The following is a 17,547-nucleotide window of genomic DNA, read 5'->3' as shown; positions in this document are numbered from 1 at the left end:
AACACCGCGAGCGCCGAGGCCTGGCCGACGTGCTGCTGCAGGAACGTCAACCGGTAGATCTGCACGCCGGGCACCATCGTCTGGTAGCCGGGACCGCCTTGCGTCGCGATCTGGACGACGTCGAAGCGGAGTGGTCGGCGGGGTGCCCTCAAGACGCCGGCCGGGTCCGCGCAGCGGTCGGTGCCGGGCCGGCGCTGTCCGTGACACGCCAGCGGGGCGGTAACGGGTGGGCCGGCGCTGTCCGTGACCGCCGGCGGGGGTGGGTCGGCGCTGTCCGTGACAGGCCGGCGAGGCTGGGCGGCGTGCCGCGCCGGCCAACGCGACGACACCCACCCGGCGCCGGTGTGGCGGGGTGGTGGCTCGGCTGTCCGCAGGCCGTGCGCGGGCAGCCGAGCCGAGGTGCGCTATGCGCCGACGTACTGGGCCAGGTGCTCGCCGGTCAGCGTGGAGCGGGCGGCGACCAGATCGGCGGGGGTGCCCTCGAAAACGAGGCGGCCGCCGTCGTGACCGGCGCCGGGGCCGAGGTCGATGATCCAGTCGGCGCGGGCCATGACGGCCAGGTGGTGCTCGATGACGATGACGGACTTGCCGGAGTCGACGAGGCGGTCGAGGAGCTTCAGCAGCTGCTCGACGTCGGCGAGGTGCAGGCCGGTCGTCGGCTCGTCCAGGACGTAGATGCCGCCCTTCTCCGCCATGTGGATGGCCAGCTTGAGCCGCTGGCGCTCGCCGCCGGAGAGGGTGGTGAGCGGCTGGCCGAGGGTGACGTAGCCGAGGCCGACGTCGGCCATACGGTGCAGGATGGCGTGGGCGGCGGCCGACTTCGCGTGGCCGGCGGCGAAGAACGCCTCCGCCTCCGTCACCGACATCGCCAGGACCTCGCTGATGTCCTTGCCGCCCAGCTTGTATTCGAGGACGGCGGCCTGGAAGCGCTTGCCCTCGCACTCCTCGCAGACGGTGGCGACGCCCGCCATCATGGCCAGGTCGGTGTAGATGACGCCGTTGCCGTTGCAGTTGGGGCAGGCGCCCGCCGAGTTGGCGCTGAAGAGGGCCGGCTTCACCTTGTTGGCCTTGGCGAAGGCGGCACGGATCGGGTCGAGCAGGCCGGTATACGTGGCGGGGTTGCTGCGCCGGGAGCCGCGGATCGCGGTCTGGTCGACGGAGACGACGCCCGCGCCCTTGGGCACCGAGCCGTGGATGAGGGAGCTCTTGCCCGACCCCGCGACGCCGGTGACGACGACCAGCACGCCGAGCGGCACGTCGACGCTCACGTCCTGCAGGTTGTGCCGGCTCGCGTTGCGGATCGGCAGGGCACCCGTCGCCTTGCGCGGGTCGGCCTTGAGCACCGCCCGGTAGTCGAGGTGGCGGCCGGTGAGCGTGTCGCTGGCCCGCAGGTCCGCCACGGTGCCCTCGAAGCAGATCGTGCCGCCGGCGCCGCCCGCGCCCGGGCCGAGGTCGACGACGTGGTCGGCGATCGCGATCGTCTCGGGCTTGTGCTCGACGACGAGGACGGTGTTGCCCTTGTCACGCAGGCGCTGCAGCAGCCCGTTCATCCGCTGGATGTCGTGCGGGTGCAGCCCGACGGTCGGCTCGTCGAAGATGTACGACACGTCGGTGAGGCTCGACCCGAGGTGCCGGATCATCTTGGTGCGCTGCGCCTCACCGCCGGACAGCGTGCCCGACGGCCGGTCCAGCGACAGGTAGCCGAGGCCGATCTCCACGAACGAGTCGAGCGTCTGCTGCAGGGTCGTCAGCAGCGGCCCGACCGCGGGGTCCTTGATGCCGCGGACCCAGTCGGAGAGGTCGCTGATCTGCATCGCGCACGCCTCGGCGATGTTGATGCCGTCGATGCGCGACTCCAGCGCCGCCTTGTTGAGCCGGGTGCCGTTGCACTCGGGGCAGGCCGTGAACGTGACCGCCCGCTCCACGAACGCGCGCAGGTGCGGCTGCAGGGCCTCCTTGTCCTTCTGCAGGAACCCCTTCTGGACCTTGGGGATGAGCCCCTCATAGGTCATGTTGATGTTCTCGATCTTGACCTTCACCGGCTCCTTGTACAGGAAGTCGTGCAACTCCTGCTCGGTGTAGTCGCGGATGGGCTTGTCGGCGTCGACGAAGCCGGACGCGGTGAAGATCCGCACGAGCCAGCCGTCGACGCTGTAACCCGGGATGGTGATCGCGCCCTCGCTCAGCGACTTGTCCCGGTCGAACAGCTCGTCGAGGTCGATGTCGTTGGCGGTGCCCATGCCCTCGCAGCGGGGGCACGCACCGGCGGGCACGTTGAAGCTGTAGTGGAACGACGGCCCGGCGCTCGGCACGCCGAGGCGGCTGAACACGATCCGCAGCATGGCATTCGCGTCGGTCGCGGTGCCGACCGTGGAACGGGAGTTGGCACCCATCCGCTCCTGGTCGACGATGATCGCCGTGGTGAGCCCTTCGAGCAGGTCGACGTCGGGCCGGCCCTGGCTCGGCATGAAGCCCTGGACGAACGCGCTGTAGGTCTCGTTGATGAGCCGCTGCGACTCCGCGGCGATCGTGCCGAACACCAGCGAGCTCTTGCCCGATCCCGACACCCCGGTGAACACCGTGAGCCGGCGCTTCGGGATGTCGACGCTGACGTCCTTCAGGTTGTTTTCCCTGGCCCCGTGGACCTTGATCAGGTCATGACTGTCTGCCTCATGCACCGGGCCACCATAGCGGGACCCCCCGACATTTTCGGCCGCTACATTGCGCTGATGACACGTTGGGAGAAGTTCGACGATGTGGACGCGGTGCTGCCGCCGAGCCCCTTCGAGGAGTTCGACGTCGAGTTCGATGCGGCTCTGGTACGGCGCGGCGACGTCCACGCCGACGGCGACTTCACCGGCGGCGACCTGTACAGGATGGCCGGCGTCGGCAGCACGGACGAGCTGACGGCGTTCGTGATCGACGGCGACCTCACCGTCGGCGGCACGCTGGACCTCGACGAGGGCGCCCCCGAGACGTTCGCCCTCATGGTCACCGGCACGCTGCGGGCGGCCGTCGTCAGCGTCGACGCCACGATGCTGTACGTCTACGGCGGCGCCGTCGTGAGCCGCCTGATCCACTTCGCGACGACCGACGGCACGCTGGCGATCGGCGGCACCACCGACTGCCCCCTCACCATCTACGACGACGGCAACCTCGAGGTCGACAGCACCGGCCTCGTCCTCAACCGCCGCTTCGGTGAGACCTCGCCGGACCTTGTAGACGGCCTGGTCGACGGCCTGGTCCGCGACGACGGCCGGGTCGACGACCGGCTCGCCCTCGCCTGGGCACGCGACGGCAAGCCGCTCCTGCGGCGGCGGTAGGTTCACAGGTCGCGGCGCTGGAAGGCGAGGGCGGAGAGGGCCAGCACGACGGCGGTCCAGATCGCGGCCCAGGCGACGTACGTGGGGGTCAGGCCGGTCTGGCTGAGGAACGGGTGGCCCTCGAACGCCTCGCTGAACTGGCTGAGCAGGGTCGGGTCCTGGAAGGCGTGCATCGCGCCGCGCCACAGGCCGTCGGTCGGCAGGAGCATCTTGGAGACGGTGCCGACCTGGGCGAGGCTCGCGTTGCCGAGGACCTCGCCGACGGCGCCGACGACGCCCGCGATCCAGGTGGCGCCGAAGAGGCCGACGGAGACGATGCCGGAGGCCATCGGTGAGATGACGGTCGACAGCAGCAGACCGAGGGTGAGCAGCGCCGCGGTCTGGGCGGCGAGCAGCGCCAGCCCCAGGAAGGGCTGCGGCGGCCAGTACCCGACCGTGGTCCGGACGATGAGCAGCTGCGCGAGGCCCGCGACGGCGACGAAGCCGCTGCCGAACGCGACCAGGCCCAGCCACTTGCCCACCAGGACCGCGGAGCGGCGGACCGGGCGGGTCATCATGGCCAGGGCGATGCCCGACTCGATCTCGCCGGCGAGGGTGGGGCCGGCGAGGAACGCGGTGCCGAGCGCGGAGATGAGGCTCAGCCCGAACATGACGAGGTTGAGCACGGTCGCGGCGGCCAGCCGGGACTCGCCGCTGGTGAGGCCGCCGAACGTGGCGTCGATGCGGGTGAAGCCCCAGGCGCTGAGCCCGAGCAGCAGGACGGTCAGCACGGCCAGGGACCGCAGCACCTTGCGCCGCGACGCCTCCTGCAGCGTGAGCGAGGCGATCGTCAGCACGGTCATCGGTAACCTCCGTGGAAACCCTCGGCTTCAGCCATGGGTAGGAAACGGAACCCGCGCGGAGCAGGGCAGGGAAAGTCGATCCGCGGCCTGGGCGGCCCGGCGTGTAGCCGCCTGTCACAGCAGGGTTCACTGATGTGTGTGCTAGCTTGCGACCAGTGACCAGGATGGTGAAGCGGGCGTTCAAGTACCGCTTCTACCCCAGCCCGGAGCAGGCGGCGGAGCTTGCTCGCACGTTCGGGTGCGTCCGGCTGGTGTACAACATGGCGTTGCAGGCCCGCACCGAGGCGTGGACGCTGCGGCAGGAACGGGTCAACTACAACGCCACCAGCGCGATGCTGACCGCGTGGAAGAAGACCGAGGAATTGGCGTTTCTCAACGAGGTGTCCTCGGTGCCGTTGCAGCAGGCCCTGCGCCATCTGCAGGTGGCGTTCACCAACTTCTTCGCCAAGCGGGCGAGGTATCCGACGTTCAAGTCCAGGAAGCGGTCGCGGCGTTCGGCCGAGTACACCACCAGCGCGTTCCGCTGGCGCGACGGTCGGCTCACCCTGGCCAAGAGGGATGCGCCGCTGGGCATCGTGTGGTCGCGTCCCCTGCCGGAGGGTGCATCCCCGTCCACGGTGACCGTGTCGCAGGACAGCGCGGGCCGCTGGTTCGTGTCCCTGCTCTGCGAAGACCGGGTCGAGCCCGTCCCGGCCACGGGCGTTGTCGGGGTGGACGCCGGGCTGGACAGTCTGCTCACTCTGTCCACCGGGGAGAAGATCACCAACCCGAAGCATGAACGCCGGGACCGGGCCGCGCTCGCCCGCGCCCAACGCAACCTCGCCCGCAAGGAGAAGGGCTCCGCGAACCGGGCCAAGGCACGGCTGAAGGTCGCCCGCGTCCACGCCCGGATCACCGACCGCAGGCGTGACCACCTGCACAAGCTGAGCACTCGGCTCGTTCGTGAGAACCAAACGATCGTGATCGAGGACCTGACCGCCCGCAACATGCTCCGAAACCACAACCTGGCCCGCGCTGTCAGCGACGCGGCCTGGCGGCAGTTCCGCACCATGCTGGAGTACAAAACCGAATGGCACGGCCGCACCTTGGTCGTGGTGGACCGTTGGTTCCCGTCGTCGAAGCTGTGCTCGGCCTGTGGTGCGCTCGCTGCGCGGATGCCGCTGCACGTGCGGTCGTGGACCTGCCGATGCAGGCAGACCCACGACCGTGACGTCAACGCGGCCCGCAACATCCTCGCGGAGGGGCTCTCCGTGATTGCCTGTGGAGGCGGTGTAAGACCTCAACGAGAGTCCTCTCGGACGAGGCGGTCGCCAATGAAGCAGGAACCCCAGCGGGCGACCGCTGGAATCCCCGCCTTTAGGCGTGGGGAGGATGTCAACGGTCCTCCGTCGAGGCGCGCAGGATGTCCAGGAGGCGTTCTTCCAGCGTGATCCGGGCCGGCTCGACCGCGTGGACCCGCACGCCGAGGCCGACCAGGTCGCTGACCAGGTCGGGGATGAGTGATTCGGCCGGATCCGCCGGCAGCGCGACGGTGAACTGGTCGCCGGCGGAGGTCACCACGCCGGCCGCGGCGAGCCGGGCCGAGGCCGTCGGGGACACGCCGTCCAGGCGCAGGTGCAGGGACCGCCGGCCGAGCAGTTCGGGCAGCGTACCGGCGGCGGCGACCCGGCCCTTGTCCAGGATGACCACCCGGTCGCAGACGCGCTCGACCTCGCCGATGAGGTGCGAGTTGAGCAGCACGGCCACCCCGCGCTCCTTCAACGCCAGCAGCAGGTCCCTGACGTCGGCGCGGCCGAGCGGGTCGAGGGCGCTCGTCGGCTCGTCGAGCACGACGAGGTCGGGGCCGGCGACCAGGGCGACCGCCAGGCCGAGCCGCTGCTGCATGCCCTTGGAGAAGCCGCCGACCCGGTCGCCGGCGCGGTCCGCGAGCCCGACCGTGGCCAGGCACTCCTTTTGAGAAGGCACGGGCACCGTGGCTCGGGCGAGCTTCACGTGCAGGTCGAGGACCTCCTGCGCCGTCAGCCAGGGTTGGTACCGGAAGAGCTCGGGCAGGTAGCCGACCCTGGCCCGGGCCGCCGGGTCCCGCGCCGGGCGGCCCAGCAGCAGCGCCTCGCCCGCGTCCGGCCGGACGAGCCCCAGCAGGATCTTGATGGCGGTGGTCTTGCCGGCGCCGTTCGGGCCGAGCAGCCCCAGGACCTCGCCCCGCCCGACGGTGAAGGAGACGTCGGCGAGCGCGGTCTGCCGCCGGTACCGCTTGCGCAACCCGGAACACCACACGGCCGGCGACGCGTTCACCGGTCCCACCGCAGCCCGCGCGCCACTGACAGCACCTCGTCGGCGGACAGTGACCCGGCGACCGCGGTGACCACGCCGTCGTCGACCCACACCACGCCGGACATGACGCCGTCGCGGGTCGTGAGGACGGTCGCCGGCTTCCCGCCGACGTCGGTCGCGGTCGCCTGCTGCCCGGAGCGGACGATCATCGGCCACGTGGTGCCGCTGCCGGAGAACGCGCGCAGCTGCGCGGCGACCGACTCGGGCAGGCCCGGCAGCGACAGCAGGTAGTCGCGGGCGGTGTCGAACGGGACGCCGGAGGAGTACGCGACCGGCGCGACGACCCGGGCCACGATCATGGCCGGGGCGCTGCGCCCGCCGCCCTGCCAGACGAGGGCGAGGCCGGGCCCGGCGCTCAGCCGGAACTTGCTGCCGTCCAGGCCGGGCGGCGGCGGGGGCAGCGTCGCGCCGGCCGCCGCGGCCGTCTGCGCGGCCTTCTCCGCCGAGAACGTGAACACCGCGTTCGCCTGGTCGCCGACCTGGAACGTCGGGTCGCCGGTCACGCCGCGCGGCAGCCTGCCGGTCCGCGGCACGGACAGGCCCGTGATCGACGCGGCCGCGGCGGCGTCGCCGACCTTCCGGACGTTCGGGCCGTTGGTGACCCTCACGTCGCCGTACGCGGCCAGGTCGGGCATCGTGACCAGGTCCGCCTGGGTGACGGTGATCGGGGCGATCCGGTCGGTCCGGAAGATCTGCAGCCAGTCCGCGGCGGCCGCGGCGCTCGCGCCGGTGAGCAGCGCGACGGCGGCGACGGCCGCGACGACCGGGCTGCGCAGCACCGCCCGCCACCGGGGGCCGCGGGCGGTGGCCGGCACCCGGCGTGGTTCGCCGGCGGCGGTCAGGCGGCGCCAGCCGGCGTCGACGTCCGGGTCGGTGCCGATGTGCAGCGCCGCGCCCGCGAACGCCGCGTCCTCCCCGGCGGCGGCGAGCCCGGACAGGCACACGGGGCAGCCGGCGACGTGCTCACGATCGGTGTCGGCGACGCCTTCCGGTTCGTCCAGCAGCCGGCGCAGCGTGCCGTCATTCGGATGGCGCATGACGGTTCAACTCCTTGCGTAGAGCGGACTCGGCGCGGCGCACGATCGTGCCGACGCTGCCGGGGGAGAGATCGAGGGCGGCGGCCACCTCGGCGTAGCTGAGGCCGCTGTGCCGCAGGACCAGGGCGACGGCCTGCCGGCGGGGCAGCCCGGCGAGCGCGGCACGGACCCGGCGGTGCTCGTCGCGCGTGACGACCGCGTCGGCGACGTCGGGTGCGACGGTGTCGGCGCCGCCGGCCGCCTCCTCCCGGGACGCCCGGCGCCGCCCGGACCGCAGCTGGTTGAGGGCGGTGTGCGCCGCGGCGACCGACAGCCAGCCGGGTGCCTCCGCCGCCGGCACCGACGAGCGACCGAACGACAGGAACACCTCCTGCGCCACGTCCTCTGCCTGGTCCCGGGATCCGAGCACGCGGGCGGCGACGGCCACGACGCGGGGATACGAGGCTCGGAACACCTGCTCGAGGTCGGTCCGCACGGCGTCCTTCCGTTCGGCCGGGCGGGCCGCGGCGACGGGCCAGACCAGCCTGACTTCTTCCTGCACACCTATTGAGCACCGCCGGGCCCGCGGATGTGACACCGTTGCGCGGGTGTTCGACGACATGGTGTGGGACTCGGTGCGGCTCCTCGACGCGCACCACCGCGCGGACGACGACCGGCCACGCGACTGGTTCGCGGTGCTGCTCGCGTTCGGGCGGCAGTTCGACGGGGCGGTCACGCATTTCCGCGACATCGACCTGTTGCGGCGGCGGCGGTTCGTGTACGGGTTCCCGGTCGCCCGGCACCCCGACTACGCGCGGCGACGCGGGTACTTCGACGGGTTGACGGAGTTCACGGCCCTGCGGACGTTCGACGAAGAGGCCGAGGACTTCGACGGTTACGAGTCGGAGTTGGAGGACGGCTACGTCGAGCCGCCGCTGCTGTACTGCGACGCCGGCACCGCCCTGTGGCGGCGGATGGTCGACGCCGGCGAGCTGACCGGCGCCGACGCCGTCCCACCGCGGCCGGTGCTACTGGTCGACGCCGTCCTGGCCGTCGCCGAGGCAGCCGAGCACGCCGGTGACGTGCGGCTCATCGCACTCTGGTACACCCTGGGCCCGCACATCCTCGTCGGCGGCGAGGTGACCGGGGACGTCGCCGACCAGGTGGGGCGGCTGCGGGAGATCGTGGCGCGGACCGGGGCGATGTCGGTGCCGCTGCCCGACGGGCACCGCCCGACCGACGAGCAGGTGCTCGCGATGGACGACGAGGCCGCGACGTGGTGGTACCTCTCGGTCACGGCGTAGAGGACCACCAGGTGGACGGGGACGTCACCGTGAAGCCGAGCGACTCGTACAGCGGGCGGCCCAGGCGCGACGCGGTCAGCGTGACCGGCACCCCGGTGAGGTGGGCGAGGGAGCCGAGCATGACGGCCCGCCCCACGCCGCGGGAGCGGAACTTCGGCGGGGTCCCGACCCAGTAGTGGCTGCCGAGCCCGTCGTCCAGGACGGTGACGCACGCGCCGGCGACCTCCCCGTCGAGGCGCGCGACGAAGACGTCCACCCCGGGCCGCTCGATCAGGGCGCTCGGGAAGAGTTCGCCGCCACGGTACGGCTCGAAGCGGCTGAGCTCGAATCCCTCGATCACGGCGCGCTCGGCCGCGTGCAGGTCCTCCTCGTCCCGCGCGCGGGTGACCTCCATGGCGGGCCCGTCCACCGGCCCCGGCCGGCGCAGCATGACCGGCATCTGCCAGGTCCGCATGCCGAGGTGGGTCAGGTCCGTGGCGCTGAACGGGTCCTCGACGTCCACCGGCCCGGCAGCCCGCGCCGCCAGGTCGGTGATCTCGGCGACCTCACCGGCGTCGAGCCCGGCCCGCTGGATCAGCACCCGCACGCCCGCCCGTGCGTCGCCCACGACGGCGAGGTACCCGGGGCGGCGGACCACCTCGTGCCCGCGGGCCCGGCCGGTCGCGGCCCAGAAGGCGGCGGAGTTGCGCGCCTGCCGCAGCGGCGCCTCCTCGATCGTCGTCATGGTCCCCATCCTTGCCGAATCTTCACGGTTCCGGCGCCCGGCCCCCACCGGCCGCCGTTACCGTCGCGCTGGTGCCCCTGACGTTTCCCACCCACCCCGCCGCCGTGCTGCCGTTGAAGGTGTGGCGGCCGCGCTGGTTCGACGGGGTCGCGCTCGTCACCGGGTCGGTGGCGCCGGACCTCGCGTACGTGCTGGACGGCTCCGGGCTGCCGGTCTGGCCCCTGTCGCACCAGCTGCCCGGGCTCGTCGCGTGGTGCCTGCCGGTCGCCGTGGCGGCCGCGTGGCTGATCCGGCGGGCGGCGCCGGTGCTCGCCGCGCACCTGCCGGGGTCCGGCGACTACGGGGTGCTCGGACCGCACCGGCCGGGGTGGCCGGTCACCGTGTCGTCGGCGCTGCTCGGCGCGGCGAGCCACCTGGCGCTCGACCGGCTCGAGCTCGCGGTCCCCTGGTCGGAGTACGTGATGCACGTGCTGGGCGCGCTAGGCCTGGCGGCGACGGTCGGGTGGATCCGCCGCGGCCGGTTGCTGCGACGCTGGCACGGCGACCCGCCGCCGCGCCGCCGGCGGCCGCCGCTGTTCTGGACGGTGGCCTGCGCGGTGACGCTGCCGCTGGCCGCGCTCACGCCGCTCCTGCCCGGGGCGTCGCTGCTGCACACCACCGGCGCCAGGCTGCTGTGCGCGGTGGCCGCGGGACTGCTCGCCGCGTCGTGGGCGGTATCGTCCCGATCATGACGGCTGTGCGGGGGTTCCTGGTGCCCGGCGAGGACTCACTCGAATGGTGGTGGCGGCTGCGGGCGCAGCACCGCGGGACCGGGCTGTGGCCGGTGCTGATGACGCCGGAGACGCCAGACGAGTTGACGCCGTTCCGGATTCGGACGCCGGAGGAGGAGGCGGCCCTGCGGTACGACGGCGCGGCGCTCCTCGCGGGGTGGTTCGAGGGGCGGCTCGCCCGGTACGGCGGCGACTACGCCGACACGCTCCGCGCCGAGCTGCGCGGCGAGGGTGAGTGGCGGCCGCGGCCGGAGCTGCCGGGGTTCGGCGTCTCCGAGTACGCCGAGGAGGTGTTCGTCGCGCTGGTGCCCGTCGCGGCGCCGTGGCAGGTGCCGCTCGCGCTGCACTGCGGCGGGTGGAACGAGTACCCGACACCGGCGGAGCACGCGGCGATCCTGAAGCACTTCCACGCCCGGTACGGCGCCGAGCTCGTCGCGATGACCGACACGACCGCCGAGTTCACCGTGAAATGGCCGCCGCGGGACCGGGCCGGCGCGCTGCGGCTCGCCGCGGAGTACCGGGTGTACAACGACGGCGAGTACGACTACTACGGCGCGGACACGCTGACCGACCTGGCCGTCAGCCTCAGCCACGCGACGGTGTGGCGCGCCTGGTGGGACTGAGCCCGGCTACGCGGTCAGGACGACCCGGCCGACCTGGCCGCCGGTCTCGAGCTCGCGCAGCGCGGCCGGGGCCTCCGCCAGCGGGAACGTCGCCGCGACGTACGGGCGCAACCGGCCCTCGGCGGCGGACCCGAACAGTCCACTGAGGACGGTGCCGGCCCACGCCGGGTCGGGCGGGCCCGCGGCGAACAGGTCGGCGGTGGCGGCCCGGCGCCCGGGCGACGCCGCGGCCCACGCGTCGAACCGCGCGGTCAGCGCGGCATGCCGGTCCGCGGGGTCACCGGTCGCGTCGCGGGTGAAGTTGTGCCCGTACGACACCAGGATCCCGGCGGGGCCGAGCTGGTCCCACGACTCCGCCAGGTTCGGCCCGCCGATCGAGTCGAACACCGCGTCGACGCCGTCCGGGGCGAGCTGCCGTACCCGGGCGGAGACGTCCTCGGTCCAGTGGTCGACCGGCTCGAAGTCCAGGTCCGTGGTCTCGGCGAGCTGGCGGGTGCTGGACACGCCGATGACCCGCACACCGGCCTGCCGCGCGAGCTGCACGAGCGTCGTGCCGACCCAGCCCGGCGCGCCCGGCACCACGACCACCTGACCGGGCTGGACCCGGGCCACGTCATGCAGCATGAACCGGGCGAGCAGGCCGGGATAGGCGAGCGCCACCGCGTCGACGGCGCCGAGCGGCTCCGGCACGGGCGTGAGCGCGCCGGCGTCCACGGTCACGTGGGTGGCCCAGGCGCCGCCCGGCACGACGGCGGCGACGCGCCGGCCGACGAGCCGCGGGTCGGCCGCGTCGCCGGTCGCGGTGACGACGCCGGCCAGGTCGCGGCCCGGCACCATCGGGTACGCGCGGCGGTCCAGGCAGGTGCCGCGCCGCATCAGCATGTCGTCGAAGGACATGCCGCTCGCCTCGACCTCGACGAGCGCCTCGTGCGGCGCCGGCACGGGCACCGGCCTCCGGCGCACCAGCATGCCTTCGGGCTCGACGGGACCGGGCAGGACGATCTCGACGGCGGGCACGCCGGCCACCGTACGCTTGCCTCGCCGTCGCGGAAAGGCACCTCGAGCGGTCCTGTAGCGGTCCTGTAGCGGTCCTGTAGCGGTCCTGTAGCGGTCCTGTAGCGGTGCCGCCGCACTTTACTGGTACAGCGGCGGCGGGAAATTCCGGGCTTCCCGGTTTCCGGTGCGGCCCGTGCGGTAAACCGAGGGGTATGGCTGACGGATACTCGTTCGTCGTCGTGGCGAACCGGCTACCCGTCGACCGCACCACCGACGAGCACGGCGAGACCCAGTGGACGCGTAGCCCCGGTGGGCTGGTGAGCGCCCTCGAGCCGATCGTGCGCAGCTCCGGCGGCGCATGGGTCGGCTGGACCGGCGCCCCCGACGACGACACCGGGCCCGTCCAGATCGACGGCATCCACCTGCGCCCGGTGCCGCTGAGCGCCGAGGACGTCGACCGCTACTACGAGGGCCAGTCCAACTCGACGGTCTGGCCGCTCTTCCACGACCTCGTGGAGCAGCCGGTGTACCGCCGGGACTGGCGGCAGGCGTATGAGGAGGTCAACCGGCGCTTCGCGCACGCCGCGGCGGACGTCGCGGCGGAAGGCGCCAGCGTGTGGGTGCACGATTACCAGTTGCTGCTCGTGCCGGCGATGCTGCGGCGACTGCGTCCGGACCTGCGGATCGGGTTCTTCCTGCACATCCCGTTTCCGCCGGTGGAGCTCTTCATGCAGCTGCCGCGGCGGGCCGAGCTGCTGCGCGGCCTGCTGGGTGCCGACCTGGTCGGGTTTCAGCGCCCCCTCGCCGCGCAGAACTTCCTGCAGCTCACCGACCGGCTGCTCGGCCTCCGCCCGTCGGGTGACTCCGTGGTGTACGAGGACCGCACCGTCGTGGCACGCGCGTTTCCCATCTCCATCGACATCACGGAGATCGACCGGCTCGCCGCGTCGCCCGAGGTGCAGGAGGCGGCCGGCCGGCTGCGCTCCGAGCTGGGCGGCGACCGGCGGATGCTGCTCGGCGTCGACCGCCTCGACTACACGAAGGGCATCGAGCAGCGCGTCGAGGCGTTCGGTGAGCTGCTGTCCGAGGGCGCGGTGTCCAGCGACGAGGTGGTCCTCGTCCAGGTCGCCACACCGAGCCGCATGAGGGTCGCGCAGTACCAGCAGCTGCGCGAACGGGTCGAGCGCGAGGTCGGCCGGATCAACGGCGAGTTCGGCGAGGTCGGGACGATGCCCGTGCACTACCTGTTCCAGAACCGGTCCCGCGAGGAGCTGGTCGCCCTGTACCTCGCCACCGACGTCATGCTCGTCACCCCGCTCCGCGACGGCATGAACCTCGTCGCGAAGGAGTTCGTCGCCGCCCGCCGCGACGCCCTCGGCGCCCTGGTCCTCAGCGAGTTCACCGGCGCCGCCGCCGAGCTCGACGAGGCGTTCCTGACCAACCCGCACGACGTCGAGGACCTGAAGCGCGCCATCCTCGCCGCCCTGGCCTCCCCACCCGCCGACCGCACCACCCGCATGCGCACCATGCGCGCCCGCATCCAGTCCCACGACGTCGACCAGTGGGCCCGCGAGTTCCTGGACGCCCTCGGCGTCCCCGTTCACCAGTAGCCCGGCAGCACCCCGCTGACCAGGCCGAGGTCTCCTTCCCGCTGCCCGGCCGCCCAGAGCCACGCCCGCGGAGCCGGCCCGTCGATGCGCACCAGCAGCCCCGGCGCCGCGTACCAGCGCACAGGCGACACGGTTTCGCCGGCCCACATCGGATACTCGGGGAACGGCAGCGGGCGCAGCCGCGTCAGGACGCCCGCCAGCACGTCGGCGGTCAGGTCACCGGCGTTGAGGATGTGCTTCGTGCCGAACAGCGACTCGCTCAGCACCATCTCGACCGCGGCGAGCGACACGCGGTCCAGGAACGGCAGCCACGCCCGATCTGTCGGGCCTGTTTGATAAACGACCGGCGGGTCTGCCCGCCGGAGATCGTCGCGGCGGATGCCCCAGTGCGCGCAGGACTGGTTCTCCCGCCGGAAGATCAGCACCTCTCCGGTCTCGTCCCAGTGGCACTCGCCGGGCCGTAACAGGAAGTCCTGCCTGCGGGTCAGATCGTCGCGCCGCCCGATCAGCCGGTACATCTCGCCCAACACCTGCGGCAGCGGCACGCCGGCCGCCCCGAGCGCCTCCCTGCTCACCCCGTCACGGTCTTCGAGCGGCGCGGCCCACCCCTCGACGAACCGCCGCACGAACACCCACGCCTTTCCGGCGTCGCTGGCTCCATCACCCATCGCGGCGACCGCGTCGAACCCTGCAAGCACGCCGGAGTGTAACGGTTGGGGCAGCGGTGGGTTATGTGGCGGGCGTGGGCTGGACGGGGGTTTGGGGCGTTGGGAGAATGGTGGGGCAGCGCCTACCGGGGGGAGGCGGCACGTGCCACGACCCTACTTTTCTTTGTCAGCCCCAGATTCCGGCCGGTCCACGGTCCCTGGCTCGATCGACTCGCAGGCGCGTCTCGCGGCGTCGGCCGCTGCGTGGGAGCGCCGGCGTGAGGAGAGGCGCCGGGTCAGGGCGGAGTTCGCCGAGGCCCGCGCACACGGGCTGCGAGCCCGCCACGCGGCGAAGCTGACCCGCCTGCGCAACGCCCGGGTGCTGGCCGGCGAGCCCGCGTCGCCGCCATGGTCCGCGGTGCGTCCGGCGGCCGTGGAGTCCGGTTCGGCTCCCGCTGGATTCGAGGGTGCCGCTCGTCCGGCAGCGGTGCCCTACGTGGCAGTCATGCGGTCATGCCTGGCCGCCCGCGAGGAGGTCACCGAGGGCGGACATGGCACGGGAGTTACCGGCGTTGGCCGCCCGGCGGAGCCAGCGCTCGGCCTCGTCGACGGCACCGCGGTCGCGGAGGAGTTCGCCCAGGCTGCACATGGCGAAGTCGTTGCCCGCCTCGGCGCCCCGGCGGAGCCAGCGCTCGGCCTCGTCGACGGCGCCACGGTCGCGGAGGAGCCCGCCGAGGCTGTCCATCGCGTAGGTGCTGCCGGCCCCCGCCGCGCGGCGGAACCATGTCTCAGCCTGGACGGCGTCGCCGAGGTGGGCGAAGAGGCTGCCGAGGCGGCTCATCGCGTATTCGTCGTCGCCGGCGCGCCGGTACCAGGCCTCCGCCTCGGCCGGGTCATCGCGGGCCCGGTAGAGGTCACCGAGGTTGCAGATGGCGACGACGTAGCCGGTGCCGGCGGCGCGGCGAAACCAGGTCTCGGCACCGGCCTGGTCCCCGCGGTTCAGGTGGAGATCGCCAAGGGTGCTCATGGCGAAGGGATCGCCAGCGTCAGCGGCGCGTTTGTACCAGAACTCGGCCTCGGCCGCGTCACCACGCTTCCGCAGCAGGTCGGCAAGCTTCACCATCGACAGCGTGCGCCCAGGGTCGGCGGCGACGGCCCGCCGGTGCCACGCTTCGGCCTCACCCGGGTCGGTGGGCGGCTGGTCGGCAGTAGCGGCGGCGCGGTCGGGTCGCAGCCAGCGGCGCCAAGAGCTTCGGCTCACACCAGCCATCGTCGCGCACCCCCGCCACCGCCAGCATCTCCGCCAACCGCCGCACCGTTGCCCCGCGCCGCCTCGGGACTGCGCCCCAACGCTGCGGCCGTCCAGCAACTGGGTGCGGCCGTGCCGAACACCGCACGGTCGCCGCGCGCCGCATCCGAGCCGATGCGCCGGCGCCGCGGCCCGGTGCGTCGGCGCCGCGGCCCGGTGCGGCGGTGCTACGGCCCGGTGCGGCGGTGCTACGGCCGGGTGCGGCGGTGCCGAGCACTGCGCGGTTGTCGTGCGCCGCCTCCGAGTTGATGCGCCGGCGCTGCGGCTGGGTGTGGTGGTGCTGCGTCTGGGTGTTGCTGTGCCGGGCGTTGTGCGGTTGTCGCGCGACGGAGCCGAAGGTGGTGCGGCGGGGCTGTGGCTGGGTGGGCGGTGGGTGGGGCGTTGTCGCGGGCGGAGGTCAGCGGTTCTGGGGGACTGGGGCGGTGGTGCGGTTGGCGGGTTGGGGGTGGCGGAATTCGTTGGCGAGTTCGCTGAGGGTGGTGTTCGTCCAGCGGACCGCGGCGAGGTAGAAGGACGCGAGCGCGGCGGGGTCGTCTGTGGCGACCGGCGGGGCGGTTCCGGTCAGGTGAGCGGACTCGGCGGGTTCAGGCGTGGGTCCGGCGCTTCCAGCTGTGCCTGCGCTTCCAGCAAGGCCGTGCGGTCCGGCGGGTCCAACAGGTTCAGCAGGTCCGGCGGACTTGCCTGGTCCGGCGAGCCCGGCACTCCCAGTGAGCCCGGCACTCCCAGTGAGCCCGGCACTCCCAGTGAGCCCGGCACTCCCAGTGAGCCCGGCACCCTCAGTGAGCCCGGCACCCTCAGTGAGCCCGGCACCCTCAGTGAGTCCGGCGCTCCCGGCGGGTTCAGTGCTTCCAACGGGTTCCGTGCTCCCAGTGTGGCGGCGGGGGGTGGGCACGTCCGACAGGTCGGAGGGGGAGGGGGTTGTGTAGGCGCGGACGGTGGTGAGGACCTGGCCAAGGGGGCCGGCGCCGGTGAGGAGGGCGGCGGTGAGGGACGGGTCGAGCGGGACGCCGTTGAGGACGCGGGTGGTGGGTTCGTTGAACAGGTCGGCGACGGCGGACAGGAGGCCGCCGATGTACGCGGGTTCGCCCGGGAGGGAGGCGGCCTCGGCGAGGAGCTGGCAGCATCGGGCGCGGATCAGCAGGTGGCTCAGCTGCTCGGGGTCGGCCTCGGTGATGTCGGCGACGACCATCAGGGTGACCCACTGGCGCAGGCGGGTCAGGCCGAGGGCCACGACCGCGTCGCGGATGGAGGAGACGGTGCGGTTGAGGCCGAAGGACGCGGCGTTGGTGGCCCGGAGCAGGCGCAGGCTCAGGCCGGCGTCCTGGCCGATGAGGGGGACGAGCGAGTCGACGTCGACGTCGTCGGTGCTGAGGGCGGCCATGATGCGCAGGCGGGTGAGGCGGGACGGGGCGAGCGCGACAGTGGAGCTGACGTGCGGGCGGCCCAGGACGTGGCCCTGGAAGAACTCGAAGCCCAGGGACATCGCCAGGTCCAGGGCCTCGGGGGTTTCGAGCCGCTCGGCGATGAGCTGCAGGTGGGCGTGCATGCGGCAGTTGACGACGGTCGTGCGGATGGTGGCCTCGTCGGTGTCCAGCATGTCGATCTTCACGTAGGTGGCGACGTCGAGGAGGCGTTCGTGGCTGGTGCCGAAGACGAAGTCGTCGAGGGCGATGGTGTACCCCTGCTCGTGCAGGGCGGTGACGCCGGCCAGGACCTCCTCGTCGACGTCGGTGGTCTCGAGCACCTCGAGGACGGCCTGGCTGCAGTCGAACGGCAGCGGCAGGTGGCCGGTGAGGAAGTCCCGGGTCAGGTTGATGAAGCAGACCTGCCCGCCGGAGACCTCGTCGAGGCCGAACTCCGTGAACGCCGCGACCAGCACCCTGGCGGTGGCGTGCGCGTCGCGGCGGGAGGCGGTCGCGGCGGTCGCGCCGGCGCGGAACAGCAACTCGTGCGCGACCACGGCGCCGTCGCGGTCGTAGATCGGCTGCCGGCCGACGTGGACCACATGCTGCTCGTCGTCAGGCTGGCTCACCCCGTCATCTTCGCCCG

16 protein-coding genes are annotated in these 17,547 nt (G+C 72.9%); 6 read left to right on the top strand and 10 right to left on the bottom strand.

Features of this window, described 5'->3' with window-relative positions; all coding sequences use genetic code 11:
- Positions 1 to 404 precede the first annotated feature (404 nt).
- Positions 405 to 2,678, bottom strand: coding sequence for an ATP-binding cassette domain-containing protein (locus tag ABD332_RS30135; protein ID WP_344505695.1), 2,274 nt, complete (start codon positions 2,676 to 2,678; stop codon positions 405 to 407).
- A gap of 51 nt (positions 2,679 to 2,729) precedes the next feature.
- On the opposite strand from ABD332_RS30135, the gene ABD332_RS30130 reads away from it, so the two are divergent.
- The gene (locus ABD332_RS30130) at positions 2,730 to 3,323 is read left to right on the top strand and encodes a hypothetical protein (protein ID WP_344505694.1); all 594 of its coding nucleotides are present in this window, start codon (positions 2,730 to 2,732) and stop codon (positions 3,321 to 3,323) included.
- 2 nt (positions 3,324 to 3,325) lie between these two features.
- Here ABD332_RS30130 and ABD332_RS30125 read toward each other — a convergent pair whose 3' ends face one another.
- Entirely contained in the window at positions 3,326 to 4,165 is an 840-nt protein-coding gene (locus tag ABD332_RS30125; RefSeq protein ID WP_344505693.1) for an ABC transporter permease subunit, read from the bottom strand.
- Positions 4,166 to 4,329: 164 nt separating this feature from the next.
- Here ABD332_RS30125 and ABD332_RS30120 point away from each other — a divergent pair, with 164 nt between their 5' ends.
- Entirely contained in the window at positions 4,330 to 5,595 is a 1,266-nt protein-coding gene (locus tag ABD332_RS30120) for an RNA-guided endonuclease InsQ/TnpB family protein (protein WP_344505707.1), read from the top strand.
- On the opposite strand, the gene ABD332_RS30115 is transcribed toward ABD332_RS30120, so the two are convergent.
- Genes ABD332_RS30115 through ABD332_RS30105 form a run of 3 tightly spaced genes read right to left on the bottom strand, consistent with a single transcriptional unit; the run spans position 5,540 to position 8,077 of the window.
- Positions 5,540 to 6,427, bottom strand: coding sequence for an ABC transporter ATP-binding protein (locus ABD332_RS30115; protein ID WP_344505692.1), 888 nt, complete (start codon positions 6,425 to 6,427; stop codon positions 5,540 to 5,542). The two genes, ABD332_RS30120 and ABD332_RS30115, sit on opposite strands and share 56 nt — an antisense overlap.
- 29 nt (positions 6,428 to 6,456) lie before the next feature.
- Positions 6,457 to 7,536: a hypothetical protein gene (locus ABD332_RS30110; RefSeq protein ID WP_344505691.1), complete on the bottom strand. Its 1,080-nt coding sequence runs from the start codon at positions 7,534 to 7,536 to the stop codon at positions 6,457 to 6,459.
- Entirely contained in the window at positions 7,520 to 8,077 is a 558-nt protein-coding gene (locus tag ABD332_RS30105; protein WP_344505690.1) for a sigma-70 family RNA polymerase sigma factor, read from the bottom strand. Before ABD332_RS30105 ends, ABD332_RS30110 begins: the two co-directional genes overlap by 17 nt.
- A gap of 46 nt (positions 8,078 to 8,123) precedes the next feature.
- Here ABD332_RS30105 and ABD332_RS30100 point away from each other — a divergent pair, with 46 nt between their 5' ends.
- Positions 8,124 to 8,819, top strand: coding sequence for a hypothetical protein (locus ABD332_RS30100; protein ID WP_344505689.1), 696 nt, complete (start codon positions 8,124 to 8,126; stop codon positions 8,817 to 8,819).
- Here the strand turns inward: ABD332_RS30100 and ABD332_RS30095 are convergent.
- Positions 8,809 to 9,543: a GNAT family N-acetyltransferase gene (locus ABD332_RS30095; protein WP_344505688.1), complete on the bottom strand. Its 735-nt coding sequence runs from the start codon at positions 9,541 to 9,543 to the stop codon at positions 8,809 to 8,811. The two genes, ABD332_RS30100 and ABD332_RS30095, sit on opposite strands and share 11 nt — an antisense overlap.
- 71 nt (positions 9,544 to 9,614) lie before the next feature.
- On the opposite strand from ABD332_RS30095, the gene ABD332_RS30090 reads away from it, so the two are divergent.
- Entirely contained in the window at positions 9,615 to 10,274 is a 660-nt protein-coding gene (locus tag ABD332_RS30090; RefSeq protein WP_344505687.1) for a DUF4184 family protein, read from the top strand.
- Entirely contained in the window at positions 10,271 to 10,936 is a 666-nt protein-coding gene (locus ABD332_RS30085; RefSeq protein ID WP_344505686.1) for a DUF4253 domain-containing protein, read from the top strand. Before ABD332_RS30090 ends, ABD332_RS30085 begins: the two co-directional genes overlap by 4 nt.
- A gap of 6 nt (positions 10,937 to 10,942) precedes the next feature.
- On the opposite strand, the gene ABD332_RS30080 is transcribed toward ABD332_RS30085, so the two are convergent.
- Positions 10,943 to 11,953 carry a zinc-binding dehydrogenase gene (locus ABD332_RS30080; protein ID WP_344505685.1) on the bottom strand — a complete coding sequence of 337 codons (1,011 nt, stop codon included), beginning with the start codon at positions 11,951 to 11,953 and terminating at the stop codon, positions 10,943 to 10,945.
- Between the two features lie 191 nt (positions 11,954 to 12,144).
- Between ABD332_RS30080 and ABD332_RS30075 the strand changes: the two genes are divergently transcribed.
- Entirely contained in the window at positions 12,145 to 13,542 is a 1,398-nt protein-coding gene (locus ABD332_RS30075; RefSeq protein WP_344505684.1) for an alpha,alpha-trehalose-phosphate synthase (UDP-forming), read from the top strand.
- On the opposite strand, the gene ABD332_RS30070 is transcribed toward ABD332_RS30075, so the two are convergent.
- The 3 genes from ABD332_RS30070 to ABD332_RS30060 all read right to left on the bottom strand — a co-directional run bounded on the left by ABD332_RS30070 (position 13,533) and on the right by ABD332_RS30060 (position 17,530).
- The gene (locus tag ABD332_RS30070) at positions 13,533 to 14,240 is read right to left on the bottom strand and encodes a hypothetical protein (RefSeq protein WP_344505683.1); all 708 of its coding nucleotides are present in this window, start codon (positions 14,238 to 14,240) and stop codon (positions 13,533 to 13,535) included. The genes ABD332_RS30075 and ABD332_RS30070 overlap by 10 nt on opposite strands.
- Positions 14,241 to 14,700: 460 nt before the next feature.
- Positions 14,701 to 15,450: a tetratricopeptide repeat protein gene (locus ABD332_RS30065; RefSeq protein WP_344505682.1), complete on the bottom strand. Its 750-nt coding sequence runs from the start codon at positions 15,448 to 15,450 to the stop codon at positions 14,701 to 14,703.
- Positions 15,451 to 15,895: 445 nt separating this feature from the next.
- The gene (locus ABD332_RS30060) at positions 15,896 to 17,530 is read right to left on the bottom strand and encodes an HDOD domain-containing protein (protein WP_344505681.1); all 1,635 of its coding nucleotides are present in this window, start codon (positions 17,528 to 17,530) and stop codon (positions 15,896 to 15,898) included.
- Positions 17,531 to 17,547: the final 17 nt, after the last annotated feature.

The sequence above is a fragment of the Dactylosporangium maewongense genome, from assembly GCF_039531485.1.
Taxonomy (GTDB): Bacteria; Actinomycetota; Actinomycetes; order Mycobacteriales; family Micromonosporaceae; genus Dactylosporangium; species Dactylosporangium maewongense.
The sequence above is the reverse complement of the archived record's forward strand: the minus strand, read 5'-3'. Positions and strand labels throughout refer to the sequence as shown.

Excerpts from the sequence above, each read along its gene's own strand:
- ABD332_RS30130 (WP_344505694.1), top strand. The coding sequence starts at position 2,730 with ATGACACGTTGGGAGAAGTTCGACGATGTGGACGCGGTGCTGCCGCCG.
- ABD332_RS30110 (WP_344505691.1), bottom strand. The coding sequence starts at position 7,536 with ATGCGCCATCCGAATGACGGCACGCTGCGCCGGCTGCTGGACGAACCG.
- ABD332_RS30125 (WP_344505693.1), bottom strand. The coding sequence starts at position 4,165 with ATGACCGTGCTGACGATCGCCTCGCTCACGCTGCAGGAGGCGTCGCGG.
- ABD332_RS30075 (WP_344505684.1), top strand. The coding sequence starts at position 12,145 with ATGGCTGACGGATACTCGTTCGTCGTCGTGGCGAACCGGCTACCCGTC.
- ABD332_RS30095 (WP_344505688.1), bottom strand. The coding sequence starts at position 9,543 with ATGACGACGATCGAGGAGGCGCCGCTGCGGCAGGCGCGCAACTCCGCC.
- ABD332_RS30085 (WP_344505686.1), top strand. The coding sequence starts at position 10,271 with ATGACGGCTGTGCGGGGGTTCCTGGTGCCCGGCGAGGACTCACTCGAA.
- ABD332_RS30120 (WP_344505707.1), top strand. The coding sequence starts at position 4,330 with ATGGTGAAGCGGGCGTTCAAGTACCGCTTCTACCCCAGCCCGGAGCAG.